This window comes from Rhodococcus sp. Ni2 (genome assembly GCF_021352185.1).
GTDB lineage: Bacteria > Actinomycetota > Actinomycetes > Mycobacteriales > Mycobacteriaceae > Rhodococcus_F > Rhodococcus_F qingshengii.
The window spans coordinates 1660933-1677144 of sequence record NZ_WOXZ01000001.1 but is presented as its reverse complement, the minus strand read 5'-3'; the positions used below and the strand labels follow the sequence as shown (position 1 = coordinate 1677144).

At 62.5% G+C, this 16212-nt stretch carries 18 protein-coding genes; 9 read left to right on the top strand and 9 right to left on the bottom strand.

The window, feature by feature from the left end:
- The 3 genes from GN300_RS08335 to GN300_RS08325 form a co-directional block, all read right to left on the bottom strand.
- Entirely contained in the window at positions 1–312 is a 312-nt protein-coding gene (locus tag GN300_RS08335; RefSeq protein WP_007730606.1) for an EthD family reductase, read from the bottom strand.
- A gap of 6 nt (positions 313–318) precedes the next feature.
- Positions 319–2361 (bottom strand): phenylacetic acid degradation bifunctional protein PaaZ, encoded by a 2043-nt coding sequence (gene paaZ, locus GN300_RS08330; protein WP_058226873.1) that lies wholly within the window; start codon positions 2359–2361, stop codon positions 319–321.
- A gap of 88 nt (positions 2362–2449) precedes the next feature.
- Complete coding sequence (locus GN300_RS08325) at positions 2450–3061, bottom strand: TetR/AcrR family transcriptional regulator (protein ID WP_007730612.1); 612 nt, start codon at positions 3059–3061, stop codon at positions 2450–2452.
- A 107-nt stretch (positions 3062–3168) separates the two neighbouring features.
- On the opposite strand from GN300_RS08325, the gene GN300_RS08320 reads away from it, so the two are divergent.
- The 9 genes from GN300_RS08320 (at position 3169) to paaK (ending at position 10836) form a co-directional block, all read left to right on the top strand.
- On the top strand, positions 3169–3897 hold the full coding sequence (locus tag GN300_RS08320) for an enoyl-CoA hydratase/isomerase family protein (protein ID WP_063315546.1): 729 nt from the start codon (positions 3169–3171) through the stop codon (positions 3895–3897).
- Positions 3894–4751: a 3-hydroxyacyl-CoA dehydrogenase family protein gene (locus GN300_RS08315; RefSeq protein WP_063315547.1), complete on the top strand. Its 858-nt coding sequence runs from the start codon at positions 3894–3896 to the stop codon at positions 4749–4751. Before GN300_RS08320 ends, GN300_RS08315 begins: the two co-directional genes overlap by 4 nt.
- Positions 4752–4778: 27 nt before the next feature.
- Positions 4779–5564 (top strand): enoyl-CoA hydratase-related protein, encoded by a 786-nt coding sequence (locus tag GN300_RS08310; protein ID WP_029256503.1) that lies wholly within the window; start codon positions 4779–4781, stop codon positions 5562–5564.
- A gap of 92 nt (positions 5565–5656) precedes the next feature.
- The gene (gene paaA / locus GN300_RS08305) at positions 5657–6625 is read left to right on the top strand and encodes a 1,2-phenylacetyl-CoA epoxidase subunit PaaA (protein WP_029256502.1); all 969 of its coding nucleotides are present in this window, start codon (positions 5657–5659) and stop codon (positions 6623–6625) included.
- Positions 6622–6939 (top strand): 1,2-phenylacetyl-CoA epoxidase subunit PaaB, encoded by a 318-nt coding sequence (gene paaB, locus GN300_RS08300; RefSeq protein ID WP_007730622.1) that lies wholly within the window; start codon positions 6622–6624, stop codon positions 6937–6939. Before paaA ends, paaB begins: the two co-directional genes overlap by 4 nt.
- Before the next feature lie 28 nt (positions 6940–6967).
- Positions 6968–7885 carry a 1,2-phenylacetyl-CoA epoxidase subunit PaaC gene (gene paaC / locus GN300_RS08295; RefSeq protein WP_029256501.1) on the top strand — a complete coding sequence of 306 codons (918 nt, stop codon included), beginning with the start codon at positions 6968–6970 and terminating at the stop codon, positions 7883–7885.
- Positions 7886–7950: 65 nt separating this feature from the next.
- Positions 7951–8409, top strand: coding sequence for a 1,2-phenylacetyl-CoA epoxidase subunit PaaD (gene paaD, locus GN300_RS08290; RefSeq protein WP_051636608.1), 459 nt, complete (start codon positions 7951–7953; stop codon positions 8407–8409).
- A gap of 4 nt (positions 8410–8413) precedes the next feature.
- Positions 8414–9493: a 1,2-phenylacetyl-CoA epoxidase subunit PaaE gene (paaE, locus tag GN300_RS08285; RefSeq protein ID WP_003942835.1), complete on the top strand. Its 1080-nt coding sequence runs from the start codon at positions 8414–8416 to the stop codon at positions 9491–9493.
- 41 nt (positions 9494–9534) lie between these two features.
- Positions 9535–10836 carry a phenylacetate--CoA ligase PaaK gene (gene paaK / locus GN300_RS08280; RefSeq protein ID WP_063315548.1) on the top strand — a complete coding sequence of 434 codons (1302 nt, stop codon included), beginning with the start codon at positions 9535–9537 and terminating at the stop codon, positions 10834–10836.
- A 2-nt stretch (positions 10837–10838) separates the two neighbouring features.
- Here the strand turns inward: paaK and GN300_RS08275 are convergent, their stop codons facing one another.
- The 6 genes from GN300_RS08275 to GN300_RS08250 form a co-directional block, all read right to left on the bottom strand.
- A complete protein-coding gene (locus tag GN300_RS08275) occupies positions 10839–11462 on the bottom strand; it encodes a LysE family translocator (RefSeq protein WP_007730629.1) in 624 nt (207 codons plus the stop codon).
- Between the two features lie 92 nt (positions 11463–11554).
- Positions 11555–12748 (bottom strand): globin domain-containing protein, encoded by a 1194-nt coding sequence (locus tag GN300_RS08270; RefSeq protein ID WP_063315549.1) that lies wholly within the window; start codon positions 12746–12748, stop codon positions 11555–11557.
- 31 nt (positions 12749–12779) lie between these two features.
- Entirely contained in the window at positions 12780–13229 is a 450-nt protein-coding gene (locus tag GN300_RS08265; protein WP_054781011.1) for an Rrf2 family transcriptional regulator, read from the bottom strand.
- A 119-nt stretch (positions 13230–13348) separates the two neighbouring features.
- Positions 13349–14479 (bottom strand): galactokinase, encoded by a 1131-nt coding sequence (gene galK, locus GN300_RS08260; RefSeq protein WP_063315550.1) that lies wholly within the window; start codon positions 14477–14479, stop codon positions 13349–13351.
- The gene (gene galT / locus GN300_RS08255) at positions 14479–15579 is read right to left on the bottom strand and encodes a galactose-1-phosphate uridylyltransferase (RefSeq protein WP_054187517.1); all 1101 of its coding nucleotides are present in this window, start codon (positions 15577–15579) and stop codon (positions 14479–14481) included. The genes galK and galT overlap by 1 nt, the downstream gene beginning before the upstream one ends.
- Positions 15576–16202 (bottom strand): SMI1/KNR4 family protein, encoded by a 627-nt coding sequence (locus GN300_RS08250; RefSeq protein WP_054187516.1) that lies wholly within the window; start codon positions 16200–16202, stop codon positions 15576–15578. The genes galT and GN300_RS08250 overlap by 4 nt, the downstream gene beginning before the upstream one ends.
- Positions 16203–16212: the final 10 nt, after the last annotated feature.

The following is a 16212-nucleotide window of genomic DNA, read 5'->3' as shown; positions in this document are numbered from 1 at the left end:
CTAGAGGACCGAGACAACTTCCTGGACATACATGTCGACCGTGCCGGTGGCAAAGTTTGCGACATCTTTTCCAGCGGCGCCCATCTCCGGGGACTTCAGGCCGCTCTGCATAGTCTCGAGATCGGGAAACTCGAGGTTGGCGACGGCATAGAAGACTGGATCGGAGCCGTCCAGCGTCGAGCACTTGCTGAACGTGAAGTCCGAGAGCCCTGGCACTGCGCTGGCGAGCGGGACGTGGATCTCGTTGTAGTACTTGTCGAAAGCCTCCGGATCGGTGGGGCGTCCGTAACACACTGCTACTCGATAGGTCATGTGCTTTCAATTCCCTTCGGGGCGAGTCTTGGCTACCAGAGTCAGGACGTCGTATGTCGCGACCGGATCGTTGTCCTGGTTCGTCACCACGGCGTCCCAACGAACCTCACCGTAGTCGGCGCTGCTGCGAGGTGTGATGGTCTTGGCTGTGAGGGTGACCGTCAGGCTGTCTTCGGCTTTGACCGGAGTCAGGAACCTGAGGCTGTCCACGCCGAAGTTCGCGAGAACCGGGCCGGGAGCCGGGTCGACGAACAGGCCCGCAGCGAGTGAGACAACAAGATAGCCGTGCGCGACGATGCCGCCGAAGAGTGGATTCGCCGCAGCGGCCACCGGATCGGTGTGAGCGTAGAAGGTGTCACCGGTGAACTCTGCAAAATGATCGATGTCTGCGAGTGTGACCTGGCGCGGACCGCCGACAACAGTGTCACCGATCTTCAACTCGGCGAGACTCTTTCGGAATGGATGTTCGGATCCGGTCGTGCGCTGCGATCCGGTGAACCAGCGCTCGCCGACTGCGGTGAGGACGTCGGGTGTGCCCTGTACGGCGGTCCGCTGCATGTGGTGCAGAACTCCGCGGATGCCACCCAGCTCCTCACCGCCGCCGGCACGGCCGGGACCGCCGTGTACGAGGACTGGAAGGGGAGAGCCGTGGCCGGTGGATTCCTTGGCGTCGTCGCGGTTCAGCACGAGCACTCTGCCGTGAAAAGCTGCGAGACCCAGCACCAGTCGACGTGCGATGTCGGTGTCGGCAGTGACCACCGAGGCGACGAGGCTTCCCTCGCCACGGGCCGCGAGTTCGATCGCATGATCGATGCCGTCGTATCCGATGACGGTGCTGACGGGTCCGAAGGCCTCCAGTTCGTGTACCTCGTGCGCATTCTCTTCCGCCCGGAGAAGGACTGGGGAAAGGAAGGCTCCTGACTGGCCGTCGGCACCGACCACGTCCACGTTGTCCGGGTCTCCGAATACGATAGTTGCCGACTTCGTCAGACCGCGAATGGATTTCAAGACTTCGTCACGCTGTTCGATGCTGGCGAGCGCTCCCATCGTGACGCCGTCGGCATCGGGGTGTCCCACGACCACTTTGTTCAGTCGCTCGGATGCGGCATCGACAACGGCGTCGACCAGCGAGACCGGGACCAGGGCGCGCCGGATCGCCGTGCACTTCTGACCAGCCTTGACTGTCATTTCGGTGACGAGTTGTTTGACGTACAAATCGAATTCGGGCGTTCCTGGTACGGCGTCCTCGCCAAGGATCGACGCGTTGAGTGAATCGGCTTCGGCATTGAAATGGACGCCCTTGCCGACGACGTTCGGGTGAGCACGCAGCGTTGCTGCGGTGTCGGCGGATCCGGTGAATGCCACTGAGTCCTGCCCGCCGAGATGATCGAGGAGGCCGCGTGCACTACCGGAGAGCAGTTGGACGGAACCCTCTGGGAGCAAGCCTGACTCGATGATGCGCCGGAAGACGAGTTCGGTGAGATATGCCGTGGAACTGGCAGGTTTGACGATGGACGGCACCCCCGCGATGAATGCCGGTGCCAGCTTCTCCAGGAACCCCCACACCGGGAAATTGAAGGCGTTGATCTGCACGGCGACGCCGCGACGTGATGTATAGATGTGTTGCCCGAGGAAGGTTCCGCCCTTGCCGAGAGGCTCGACGTTTCCGTCCAGAAAGACTGTGCTGTCGGGCAATTCGCGCCGAGCCTTGCTCGCGTAGCTCAGCAGGGTCCCGAATCCGCCGTCGATGTCCACCCCGGAATCTCGCGTCGTCGCGCCGGTGGCAGTGGAGAGTGTGTAGAACTCGGCTTTTCCTGCCATCAACGTGAGGGCGAGAGCCTTGAGCGCGCCGGCACGTTCGTGGAAGGTCATCGCGGACAGTGCAGGCCCGCCGACCTCGCGGGCGTACGTAACCATCTCGGCGAGGTCGATGCCGGTTGCGGAGATCCGGGCCACCTCCGATCCGTCCACTGCGCTCGGCAACGGGGTACCTGCGTCCGGTGCGGCGTACCACTGACCGGCCACATAGCTTTCCAACAGTCTGCTCACGACAACTCCATCTCACCGTACGTTCGGTCGGTAATTACGATCGCCCGGTAACGCCGCGTTGTCAAGGATTCGGCAGAACTGCCTGGAGTCAGGCCTTGCGAAGTCCGTCGAAAGTGACGGCGACGACCGCGTCGGCGATGTCGGAGACGGACTCACCCGCTCGGGGTTTGTACCACTCGATCAGTGAGTTGACGGTGCCGAACATCAGCTTGCTGGCGAGGGCTGGTTCGATGTCCGGGCGCAAGTCTCCCTCCGCTGCGGCGGACGCGACGAGACCTCCGACGAAGTTGTCGAATTCGCGTCGACGAGCTAGCGCGGCGCGCTCGACCGTCGTGTTGCCGCGGACGCGCAGGAGCAGGGTGACGTATGGAAGCTCTGCGACCAGCACCTCTACGCTGCGCCGGACCAGGTATTCGAGCCGGTCGATGTACGGACCGGTGGTGGCGCCCTCTTCGGTCGTGACCGCAAACAGGGCGTTGAGTGCACGCGAAAGGGCGAGTTCGAGAAGTTCTGACTTTCCGGACACATGGTGGTAGATCGAGGACTTCGTGATGCCGAGTTTCTTGGCGAGCACCTCCATGCTGGCGCCGTCGTAGCCCTTGTCGTTGAACACCTTCACGGCCACGGCCAGGAGCGAATCGAGGTCGTAGCCGGGACGTCCGGGGAGGCCGGTGCGTCGAGTGGGGCGTGCCGTAGTCATGTCCCCATCTTCTCAGTTCGGGCAAAGCTGTGCACCATCCTCGTTCTCACCCTTGCCAAACGACCGAATGTTCGGTTATTAATGGAGAAGAGCGAGAAGGAGCGAATGTGAACACCCTGCACGTGGACGAGCGCGAGGATCGCGTCGTGGTCACCCTCGACAGGCCCGCGCAACGCAATGCGATCAACGCGGAAATGATCGACGAACTGCATCAGGTTTGTGGACGCCTCGAACGGGATCCGAAGCTGCTCCTGCTTGCGGGGCGCGGCGACCACTTCGCAGGCGGCGCTGACATCGCGGAGCTCCGAGAGCGCGGACGAGAGGAAGCGTTCGCGGGTATCAACCGCACGCTGTTCGACCGAATCGGAAAGCTCCCGCTTCCCGCCGTGGCCGCCGTGAGCGGCTACGCGCTCGGCGGTGGGGCAGAGTTGACCTACGCCTGCGACATTCGCATCGCGACAACGACGGCGGTCTTCGGGAATCCGGAGCCCAATCTCGGCATAATGGCAGCCGCCGGCGCCAGCTATCGATTGCCGAAGCTCGTCGGCGTCTCGATCGCGAAGCAGGTGCTCCTCGGTGCCAGGAACCTCGACGCCGAGCAGGCGCTACGAGCGGGCCTGGTTGTCGAGGTAACCGAACCGAACTGCCACGTCGACGCAGCGCATCGGCTGCTTGACCGCATTTCCCGACTGTCCCCGCTGGCACTGCGATTGACCAAGATCATCGTCGATGCGCCGGGATCGCATCCGTTTGCCGACGACATCGCCCAGGCCGTCCTGTTCGAGAGTTCGGACAAGCGCGATCGCATGACGGCCTTCCTGGAGAAGAAATCATGACTGAAGCAGTTGCACCGAAGACCGTCGGAGTCATCGGCGGTGGACGCATGGGTGCGGGTATCGCCCAGGTGTTCGCCAGTCTCGGCGGGGCGGTCACCATCGCGGAGAGTGGCGACACCGCGGCCTCGTTGCAGCGTGTTTCCTCCGGCCTCGACAGAGCCCACGAGCGAGGGAAACTCGACGACCAGGACCCCGCGACGGTGCTGGCGCGCGTGAGCACCGTGGACGCAGTGACCTCGTTGCCACCGTCGCTCGACCTGATCGTCGAGGCGGTCCCGGAAATTGCGGCCCTCAAGGTCGAGGTGCTCGCCGCTGCGGAAACCGTTGCCGGAGAAAGCACCGTGATCGCCAGCAACACCAGTTCCATGTCGATCGCCGAACTCGGCGCAGCGCTGACGGATCCGGGCCGGTTCATCGGTATGCACTTCTTCAATCCAGTCCCGGCGTCGCTGTTGGTCGAGATCGTCCGGGCGCCTCAGACCCGCCCCGAGGTTGTCGACTCGGTACGAGCATGGGTGTCGATGCTCGGCAAAGCCGAGGTGCTCGTCAACGACTCACCTGGTTTTGCAACCAGCCGGCTTGGTGTCGGTCTCGGGCTCGAAGCCATCCGCATGCTCGAAGAGGGTGTGGCGGACGCGGAATCGATCGACCGAGCAATGGAATTGGGGTATCGGCATCCGATGGGCCCGCTGCGTTCGACAGATCTGGTCGGGTTGGATGTGCGCCTGGCGATCGCCGAACACCTCGCGAGCACGCTCGGTGATCGATTTGCACCTCCAGCACTGCTGCGAGAGAAGGTGGCTCGCGGCGAGTTGGGGCGCAAGACGGGACAGGGTTTTCACACATGGAGCTGAACCGAACTGCCTGCGGAAGGAACATCGATGACTGACGTGATTCGCTTGGAGATCGAGCGAGGTTTGGCGACAATCACTCTCGACCGACCCAAGGCCGCCAATGCCGTCAACGGCGAAATGAAGTCTCAGCTGCTCGAAGCGTTGCTGCAGGTCCACGCGGACGCAGAGGTTCGAGCGGTGTTGATTCTCGCCGAAGGCAAGAACTTCTGCGTCGGTCAGGATCTGGGCGAGCACGCCGCAGCGTTGGATGCTGATCCTGCGCACGCGATGGATACCGTCGAGGCGCACTACAACCCCATCGTCACGGCGCTGTCGACGCTCTCTGTCCCGGTGGTGGTGGGTATCGGCGGAGCCTGCGTCGGGGCCGGGTTGGGAATCGCGTTGGCCGGAGACATCCGTGTCGTGGGGGCTCGCGCGAGCTTTGCGACGGCATTCACCGGCATCGGTCTGGCCAGTGACTCCGGGCTCAGTCATGCGCTCGTGCACGCGCTCGGACCTAGCCGCGCCAGTGGCCTGATGTTGCTCGGCGACAAGTTCGACGCGCAGAGCGCGCTGGAGTGGGGCTTGGTTCATCGCGTGGTGGCCGACGAGGACGTCGCCGCTGAGGCTCGGGTACTCGCGCGTCGGCTTGCCGACGGACCCACCGCGGCCTTCGCCCACGTGAAATCGCTGATCCGTGCCGTTGCTCCTGGGCTTTCCCAGACGCTGGCGGCCGAGGCGAACGCACAGGTGGAGCTGGGTTCCACGGCAGATCATCGAGGCGCAGTCACGGCTTTCCTGTCGAAGCAGAAGCCGGTTTTCGAGGGCCGCTGATTTCTGGTGCGGCGAAAGATTCTCTTGTGTGCTGGGACACCTCGGTGCATACTAGTTACCAACCGATCATTCGGTAATAAAAGGTAGGTACGATGACCAACGTGGAAGCTCCACAAGATCTGCAGAACCTGTTCGACGAGACGATCGCGGCAGACCAGCGCATCGAGCCTCGCGACTGGATGCCGGACGGCTACCGCAAGACTCTGATCCGTCAGGTTGCCCAGCATGCGCACTCCGAAATCATCGGAATGCAGCCCGAGGGAAACTGGCTCACCCGTGCGCCTTCGTTGCGACGCAAGGCGATCTTGATGGCGAAGGTCCAGGACGAAGCCGGGCACGGTCTGTATCTCTACTCCGCGGCCGAGACGCTCGGTGCCGATCGTGGCGATCTGACCACCAAACTGATCGAGGGAAAGCAGAAGTACTCCTCGATCTTCAACTATCCGACGCTGACATACGCCGACGTGGGAGTGATCGGCTGGCTGGTCGACGGAGCTGCTATCTGCAATCAGGTTCCGCTGTGCCGCAGCTCCTTCGGGCCGTATGCGCGCGCGATGATCCGTGTGTGCAAGGAGGAATCGTTCCATCAGCGGCAAGGCTTCGAGCTGTTGGCGACGATGATGCGCGGCACGGAAGCTCAACGGGCAATGGTGCAGGAAGCCGTCGACCGATGGTGGTGGCCCGCTCTGATGATGTTCGGACCGCCGGACGACGAATCGCCGAACACCGAGCAGTCGATGAAGTGGCGCATCAAGCGGCACACGAACGACGAACTGCGGCAACGATTCGTGGACATGTCGATACCGCAGGCCGAGATACTCGGTGTGACCTTCCCTGATCCCGACCTGCGCTGGAACCCCGAGCGTGGCGCACACGATTTCGGCGAGCCGGACTGGAGCGAATTCATGGACGTGGTCCGCGGCAACGGAGCGGCGAGCGTCGAGCGGATCACCAATCGGAAAGCCGCACACGACAACGGGGCCTGGGTTCGCGAGGCCGCGTACGCCTTTGCACAGCGCGAGAGACTCGCGCACGATCGCACGACTGGGGAAACATCATGAGCGAGAACGATCAGGTACAGCGCGATCAGGTGCGGGGCGAATGGCCTTTGTACGAGGTATTTCTGAGGGGAAAGCGCGGACTGAACCACGTGCATGTCGGATCCCTGCGCGCGGCAGACGATCAGATGGCCCTACGCCACGCGCGCGACGTCTACACCAGACGTAACGAAGGCGTGAGCATCTGGGTCGTGCCGTCAGCGAACATCGTGGCTTCGAGTCCGGCAGAAAAGGATCCGTTCTTCGCGCCGAGCGGCGACAAGGTCTACCGGCACCCGACTTTCTACGACATCCCGGACTCCGTTCCGCACATGTGAGAATCACTTCGACTTCGAGGACCAACAGATGAACGATCACGACAGTGCCTACGACGGCCTGGTCGACGGCGACGGCCACGGTCAGTGGGCGTTCGGAACCAGCTTCGACGACCCCCTCGCCGGAGTCGACACCACGGTGCCGGATGACGTCGATCTCGGTGCGCTGGCGCGCTACTGCCTCATGCTCGGCGACGACGCGCTCGTCAGTTCGCAGCGCCTCGCCGAATGGTCGACGCGGGCACCGGAACTCGAAGAAGAGGTAGCTCTCGCGAATGTCGGTCTGGATCTGATCGGACAGGCCAGGCTGCTGCTGGCTCGCGCGGCAGCAGCCGATTCCACTGTCGTTCCGTTCATCTCGGACACGTCGCCGGTGCCGGCTGAAGATGCGCTTGCCTTCTTTCGTGATCAGTTCGGTTTCCGCAACGTGAGACTGGTGGAGCTCGCCAACGGCGACTTCGCGCACACGGTCGTTCGGCTACTCGTGTTCTCGACCTGGCGGCTGGCGCTGTTCGATCGGCTCCGCACATCGCGGGACCCGGTCCTCGCGGCCGTGGCGAACAAAGGCGTCAAAGAACTGACCTACCACCGCGACTACGCGGCAAGATGGGTCGTCACGTTGGGCGCCGGCACGGCAGAATCCAAGCGTCGGACTGCCGCGGCCCTGCTCGAGATCTTCCCGTTCGTGGACGAACTCTTTGTTCCCACCCAGGACGAACTCGTTTTGGCAGAAGTTGGCGTCGGAGTGGATCCGCGTACTGTTCGGCCGGAGTTCGACGCTGTTCTTGCCCAGGTCCTCCATGCAGCCGAAATGGAAGAGCCCCCTTCGCGTTTCTCCGGTTTCGTCGGCGGCCGCGGCGGGCGTGCCGGACTGCACACCGGGGCACTGGGGCTACTTCTCGCCGAAATGCAGAGCGTCGCTCGGGAGCATCCGGAAGGGGTGTGGTGACCGTGACTGCCGCTACCGTCTCTTCCGCTACTGTCTCTTCGGCGCAGGAGATCGTCGCCTCGGTGATGGATCCGGAGATGCCACTGTTGACCTTGGCCGATCTCGGCGTCATCCGATCGGTCGACGTCGAAGCGAACTTGGTCTATGTGACAATCACTCCCACCTATTCCGGGTGTCCGGCGATGGCGACGATGCGAGACGACATCGAGCACAAGCTGACCGACGCGGGGTACGGCAGCGTCCAGATCAAGACTCAACTGTCGCCGCCTTGGAGTTCGGATTGGATCAGCGAAGAGGGGCTCGCGAAACTTCGGACGGCCGGGTACTCGGTGCCGGGGGCCGCGCCGCGTCGCACCTCCGGCCCGATCGCCTTGACCTTGACGGCCAAGCCGCGCGACATCCTGTGCCCCCAGTGCGGTTCGGCAAACACCAGACTGAGTTCGGAATTCGGTGCGACCCTGTGCAAAGCGCTCTATCGCTGCCTCGACTGCCTCGAGCCGTTCGATCACGTGAAGGAGATCTGAACAGATGAGTACCGCAACGACGAACCGGAACAAACCATTTCACCCGTTGACGGTCGCCGGTGTCGAATCACTGTGCGACGACGCAGTTGCCGTCACCTTCGACGTGCCTGCCGATATCGCCGATCAATTCGACTTCGGCGCCGGGCAGTCACTGACACTGCGGCGGATGATCGATGGCGTCGAACACCGTCGCTCCTACTCGATCTGTGCACCGGTAGGGGCGTCTCCACGGGTGGGGGTTCGCGAAGTGGCAGACGGACTCTTCTCCTCCTGGTTGGTGCGAGACGTCAAGGCCGGGGATCGAATCGACGTCCAGGGCCCATCTGGCAATTTTGTCGCCGATCCGGCATTGGGTGGACGGCACGTTCTGATCGCGGCGGGCTCCGGAATCACGCCCATGTTGTCCATCGCTGCAACACTGCTGGTGAACCCCGAGGCCGATGTCACCCTGCTGTACGGGAACAGGCGCACCCGTTCGGTCATGTTCGCCGAAGAGATCGCCGACCTGAAGGACCGGTACGGTGCGCGCCTGGACGTTATTCATGTCCTCTCTCGCGAGCCGCGCGAGGTCGAGTTGTTCTCGGGCCGTCTCGACGCCGACCGGTTGCGTGAGATCTTCACCTCTCTCGTTCCGTGCGACCAGGTCGACGGCTTCTGGTTGTGTGGTCCGTTCGGGATGGTCAACGACGCCCAGGAAGTACTGGCCGGCTTGGGAATTGCCAAGGATCGCATCCATCACGAGCTGTTCTACGTCGACGACGTCGCTCCGCCGGTTGCAGTGCATCGTGAGCCCGGAATTGTGGGACCAGGCAGCGAGGTCACCATCACGCTCGACGGTCGATCGACCACCGCGACACTTCCGCGAGACCAGTCGATTCTCGATGCAGCGGAACAGTACCGATCGGATCTGCCCTTCGCGTGCAAGGGCGGGGTGTGTGGAACGTGTCGCGCCAAGGTCACCTGCGGTGACGTCGAGATGCGCAGGAACTACGCACTCGAAGACTACGAAGTCGACGCGGGTTTTGTACTGACCTGCCAGACCTTCCCTGTCGGTGAACAGATAACAGTCGATTTCGACGCCTGACCGCCCGCACAGCGCCCTCACTGAGCCCACCGGAGACAATCATGACCGAACTCGTCACTGCTACTTCGCAAGAAATCGAATTTGCCAGTCGGGACCGCATTTCGACGCTCCAACTCGAGCGGATGCAATGGTCCCTGATGCACGCGTACACCAATGTTCCGCACTACCGCAAAGCTTTCGACGACGCCGGCGTCCACCCGAGCGACTTGAAGGATCTGAGCGATCTCGCGAAGTTTCCCTTCACCACCAAAGCGGATCTACGTGAGAACTATCCGTTCAAGATGTTTGCGGTGCCACAGGACCGGGTCTCGCGAATTCACGCGTCTTCGGGGACCACCGGTCGCCCGACGGTGGTGGGGTACACGAGCAACGACCTGAACAACTGGGCCGATCTCATCGCGCGCAGTCTCTCGGCCGGCGGCGTGCGGTCTTCGGACAAGGTTCACGTGGCTTACGGGTACGGTCTGTTCACCGGTGGGTTGGGAGCACACTACGGTGCGGAGCGCTTGGGCTGCACGGTCATTCCCATGTCCGGTGGCATGACCGAGCGGCAGATTCAACTGATCGAGGACTTCGAGCCCGACGCCATCATGGTGACTCCGTCGTACATGTTGACCATCGTGGATGCGATGATCAAGAAAGGCATCGATCCCTCGAAGACCTCACTGAGGGTGGGAGTTTTCGGAGCGGAGCCGTGGACCGAACAGATGCGTACCGAGCTGGAACAGCAACTCGACATGCATGCGGTCGACATCTACGGACTCTCCGAGATCATGGGCCCGGGTGTGGCAATGGAATGTGTGGAAACCAAAGACGGGCTCCATATCTGGGAAGACCACTTCTACCCGGAGATCATCGATCCGGTCACGGGCGAAGTGCTGCCGGACGGTGAAGAAGGTGAGCTGGTTTTCACCTCTCTCACCAAGGAAGCGCTGCCCATCATTCGCTACCGAACCAGGGACCTGACCCGACTGTTGCCGGGTACGGCGCGCTCGATGCGTCGGATGCAGAAGGTCACCGGCCGGACCGACGACATGATCATCCTGCGTGGGGTCAATCTGTTCCCCACACAGATCGAAGAGCTGATCCTGACCGTCCCCGCCCTGGCACCCCAATTCCAGTGTGTGCTGGAGCGTCCGGGCCGGATGGATACTCTGACAGTGCGCGTCGAGGCTCGTCCTGACGCGGCAATTTCCGATCATGCGGCAGCGTCTTCGGCGTTGCAGAAGCTGGTGAAGAACAAGATCGGTGTCACGGTCGAGGTGAGCGTTCTCGAACCCGGCGGACTCGAACGCTCGATCGGCAAAGCGCGTCGTCTGATCGACCAACGTCCGAGGGACTGAAACTACTCCAGGGCCATGCGGGTGGCGAAGATTCCGAGAATGCCACCAGCTAGCCATTTCTGAGCCCGCATCCACACCGGACGCGCCATGAGGAAGGTCGACACGGCTGCCGCACAGCACACGATCAACGCGTTGACGGTGACTGCGACCAGGATCTGCACGCCGCCGAGTACGAGTGCCTGTTGCCAGACCGGACCCGCAGTGGGATCGACGAACTGGGGGATCAGGGCCGCGTACATCAGCGCAATCTTGGGATTGAGCAGATTGGTGGTCAACCCCATCCCGAACAGACGGCCGCTACCGTGGCGGTCGACCTCGCCCACCTCGAAGGCGGACTTCCCACCTGGTCGGAGTGTCGACCAGGCGAGATAGGCCAGGTACAGGGCACCACCGATTTTCACCGCGGTGAACACCGTTGGTACGGCGAAGAGAACCGCCGTCAGCCCTGCACACGTGGCGGTGAGGTAGACCAGGAAACCGGTTGCGACTCCGCCGAGCGAGATCAAACCCGCCCGGCGGCCCTGGCTGATGCTGCGGGACACCAGATAGATCATGTTGGGGCCCGGTGTCAGAACCATCGCCAGGGCGATCAGCGCGACTCCCGTCATCGACGCTGACGTGATCATGTCGGTCTCCCACTACTCGATGCGTATGTTTCGTCGAGTACACAAGGGTTTGCAGTCGCGCGCCAAGGTCCAGTTCGCAGGCAGTGGTCCGCTCAGGTGTTGGCCCAGCTGTCGGGCCCGAAGACCTCGTAGTGGATATTCTGTGCCGGGACGTCCCTTTCGAGCAACGATGCGCGCATCGCCAACATGAACGGCATCGGCCCGCAAAGGAAGGCTTGGGTATCGGGCTCCACTGCAATACCTTGCAAATCCGCCCGTCCTTCGTGAACCGATCCGAACGCAACGTGCGTGCCGAGATCCTCGTACCAACGGTGCAGGGTTGCGGCGGGAATCTGGTCGACGAGTGTGCTGAGTTCTGCGCGGTGCGCGTGATCCGCAATGGATCGATCCGCATGGATGACAGATACCGAACGGTCAGCGCCGGTGTCCACGAGATGATTGAGCATCCCGATCATCGGTGTGCAACCGATTCCGGCCGACGCGAGCAGGAGCGGTGAGTTGTCGTCCGGCATGGTGAGATCGCCGAAAGGTGTGGTGACGGAGAGTTCTTGACCTTCGAATACGTTGTTGTAGAGGAAGTTCGACACTTCGCCATCGGGAGTTCCGGAGATTCGCTTGACGCTGATCCGCCAGTCTGCGCTGCTCGGTATCGAACACAGGCTGTATTGGCGGATCTGGCGGGCGCCGTCGGGCAGTGTAACCCCGACCGAAAGGTACTGTCCGGGAGCGAAGGTGGGGAGTGCGCTACCGTCGAGCGACGTGAGTGTCAGTGAGACGGTGTCGGCGGACTGAAGAACTCGTTCACTGATCCTGACTGTGCGCCAGACGTCACCGGCGTCCACGCCGGCGAGTTGGTAGAGGCCACGCTCCATCGTGATGAGGGTTTCCGCCATCAGCCAGTAGACCTCGTCCCAGGCTGCTGCGACATCGGGAGTGACTGCATCGCCGAGTATTTCGACGATCGCGGCAAAGAGGTGTTCGTGCACGATTGCGTACTGGTCGGGCGTGATTCCCAGCGACGCATGCTTGTGGGCGATACGTGAAAGTATGAGATCGACCTTGGCGCTGTCCGGCTCGAGCTGAAGCGTCGCGAATGCCGCGATGGCGCCGGCGAGAGCCTTCTGCTGTTCGCCCTGCTTCTGATTGCCGCGATTGAACAAATCGCGTTCGAGTTCAGGATGCGCGTCGAACATCCTGCGGTAGAACAGGGTTGTGATATCGCCGATGGCAGCGCCGACCAAGGGAAGGGTGGCGCGAATGACCTCGGTTGACTGTGGGGAAAGCATGAGCTGCTCCGTTCGGTCGAAATTCGGTTGATCAGCCTGCTTCGTCGCTCCGGGTGGTGAGGCGAAGCAGAACAGTGTTGGACGGCTGACGGATGACGTCTTCGATCGTGACCGCGTCGAGTGAGACGAAAAACGCTTCCTGAGCGTCGCGCAACGCACTTCGAAGGAGGCAACCTCCGCGCAATGGGCACGGTTTGTCGCCTTCGCAGTCGACGACTTCACCCGGGCCTTCGAGGCGTCTGGCCAGCCAGCCGATGGTGGCGGTGCGGCCGAGTTCGGTGATGGAAAGCCCACCGCCGCGGCCGCGCCTGGTTGTCACGATGCCGAGCTCACCGAGCCGTGTAACCACCTTGGTGGCATGGGAATACGACACGTTGAGCTGCTGCGCAACATCCCGAGTGCTGGGGGAGGCATCCGCGTCGAGTACGGCCAACCGCATGACGACGCGCAATCCCAGATCGGTGAACTGCGTCAGTTGCATGATCTGAACCTACATAATTCGCATCTGAGATGACTATTTATGTGAGGGGGATCTCGAGGTGCCCCAACCAGGGCGAACGGTACGTTCGGCACCTCCAGTGCGCTGAACGTGCCGTTCGCTCAGAGACGGGCGGCCGAACCCCCGGCAACGACGCCGAGAAAGTGTGGTGCTCGCCAACCTCGCGCCGCAAAGTCGCGGCTCACCGACGCGATGACCTCCGCTCCGCTTCCTTCCGGAACCAGCGCGATGGCTGAGCCTCCGAATCCGCCGCCGGTCATCCGCGCACCGATCGCGCCGCCGCGTCGTGCTGCGGCAACGGCGACGTCGAGTTCATCGCACGAGACCTCGAAGTCGTCGCGCAACGAGGCGTGCGAGTTGTCGAACAGCTCGCCGACGTCACTGAATCTGCTGCTGCGCAGAAGTTCTGCGGTCTTCCGCGTCCTCTCGATCTCGGTCACGACGTGCCGTGCCCGCGCCCGGAGGATCGGGTCTCGCACTGTCTCGGCCTGGCCTGCTGTAGCCTCTCGCAAGCTGCCGACGCCGAGAGCTGCTGCTGCAGCGACGCATTGAGAGCGCCGCATTCCGTACTGTCCGTCTGCGAGCGAGTGTTTGACCCGGGTGTCGATGGCGATCAGTTCGTACCCTGCACCGTGGAGTTCGAAAGGTATGGGTTCGGTGGATCCGTCCTGGCAGTCCAGCAGGAGCGCGGTCGAGGGCTGAGCAAAGAGGGCAATGGTTTGATCCATCCCTCCGGTCGGTGCGCCGACGCCGTCGTTCTCGGCCTGGATGCACACCTGTACCAGCTCATCGCGGGCGAAAGGTGAATCATGAAGTTCGTTGACGGCCAACGCAACCGAACAGGTGAGGGCAGCGGAGCTCGACAGCCCGGCCCCGACCGGTACCGACGAGTCGACGGCAAGATCGATTCCTTCGATCGGGAGGCCTCTGCGCGCAAGAGACCACAGAACGGCTGTGGGGTAGGCGGCCCACCCTGTGGCGATGTCGCCGAGGGGCCCGGTGTACGTCTCGGCGGATTGCCGACTGTGCACGCGGACGACCCCGTCGCTGCGCAGTGCGACGGCAACCAGTGTTCGCTGCTCGAGAGCGACCGGTAGGCACAATCCACCGTTGTAGTCCGTGTGTTCACCGATCAGGTTGACTCGACCGGGTGCCGCCCAAACTCCGGTTGCCGGATAGCCGTAGGTGGCGTGAAACTGTTGGAGCACAGAATTGTTCGAGACCGTATCCACTATTTCAACTCCCGTAGGCGGGCCGCGACTGCCTCGGGAACGGTGTCGTTCACCCAGGCGCCCATGGCGGACTCGGACCCGGCGAGGTATTTGAGTTTGCCCGGTGCGCGCAAGATCGAGAACAGCTGAAGATGCAGTCGGCCCAGAGGTCGGTTGATGCGGACGGGAGCTTGGTGCCAGGCCGCGATGTACGGTACCCGGTCGACGCCCGGATAGAAGCGATCGATACGGCGTAGGAGATCTTGGTAGACGACCGCAAGCTCTTCGCGCTCTTGGTCGTTCAGCGAGGGAAGGTCCGGGACGTCTCGGTGCGGTGCCAGGTGAATCTCGATGGGCCATCGTGCGGCGGTCGGGACGTAGGCGCTCCAGTGATCGCCGTCGTAGATCAACCGGGCCTTGTCCTCGCGCTCGAACGCCAGAACATCGGCGAGTAGTGAGCGACCGGTGCGCTCGAAGTGTTTGTGCGCCTGCGTCAGCATCGATCGGGTGCGTGGCGTGACATACGGGTATGCGTAGATCTGTCCGTGTGGATGGGTGAGTGTCACCCCGATTTCTTCGCCGCGGTTCTCGAAGCAGAACACTTGTTCCACAAGCGGATCCGCCGACAACTCTTCGGTCCGAGAAATCCAGGCGCCCACAATCGTGCGCATGCGTTCGAGTGGAAGCTCGGCGACGGACGCCGTGTGATCGCTCGAGAAGCACATCACTTCGCAGTGACCGGCCGCTGGGCGATCGCCCGCACCGTCTCCGGGACTGTCAATGGCTTCCTCAGGCGCCGCGGCAAAGCTCGGAAACCGATTCTCGAACACCGCGACGTCGTAGTCTCCGTCGGGTATCTCTGTGGGCGTGCGTGTTTCGTCGGTCGGGCACAATGGACATTCGGCGGCGGAGGGGAGATGTGTCCGTGTCATGCGATGCGAAGCCATGGTGATCCACTCCCCGGTGAGAACGTCGAATCTCATCCGAGACGAGTGGTCGAGAGCCGGCAATTCGCGGGAATCTCGCGCAGAGTGGGCGCGGGCACTGCCGGCATCGTCGAAGTAGAAGATCTGACGCCCGTCGGCGAGGGTGCGACGGGTCGGATCCTGCTTGGGTGTCATGCGTCGACTTCCCATTCCAGAACACCCTTGCTGACAACGGGTTTCCACACTCCGATCGTTGATCCTGTTTCCAGCGCTACGGCATGGGCGGCCAGCATTACCGAGATGGACGCCCAGATCGGACCGCCGTTGTCAGTGGCGTCCGAGGCATACTCGGTCACACAATGGTGGAGTGCGCCGCTACGGGTGTCCACGAAGTAGTGGTACTCGTCCAGTCCGGCAAAGGGAACGAACGAGGGGATGAACATGGTTGCGGCAGTGCCTGCGTCGCGTTGATCGTGTCGATCCATCTCGTCCTCGGCGTAGAGGTCTGGATTCTCGTAGATCGTCTCGTCCCACGTTTCGAGCAGAGTGAGACGAACTTCGGTTGCGACGTCTATGGGGTAGAAGAACTTGTCCGGGAGCACGCTGCCGAGAAAGAGGCCGGTCCGGTCGTCGTGGGTCAGGCTGCCGTTGTGGACCCGATACAGGTCGCGAAGTTCCTGGGGCCACGTGACGCCGGTCGAGGCTTCGAATTCCTCGATAACGGCGTCACCGAGTCCTGGTTGAAACGCTGCAGCCGTCACCGGTGCGTTTGTACGGCACCACGCTTCGATTCGGCTCCATTCGTTTGCAACGCTCATGGGCTTTACG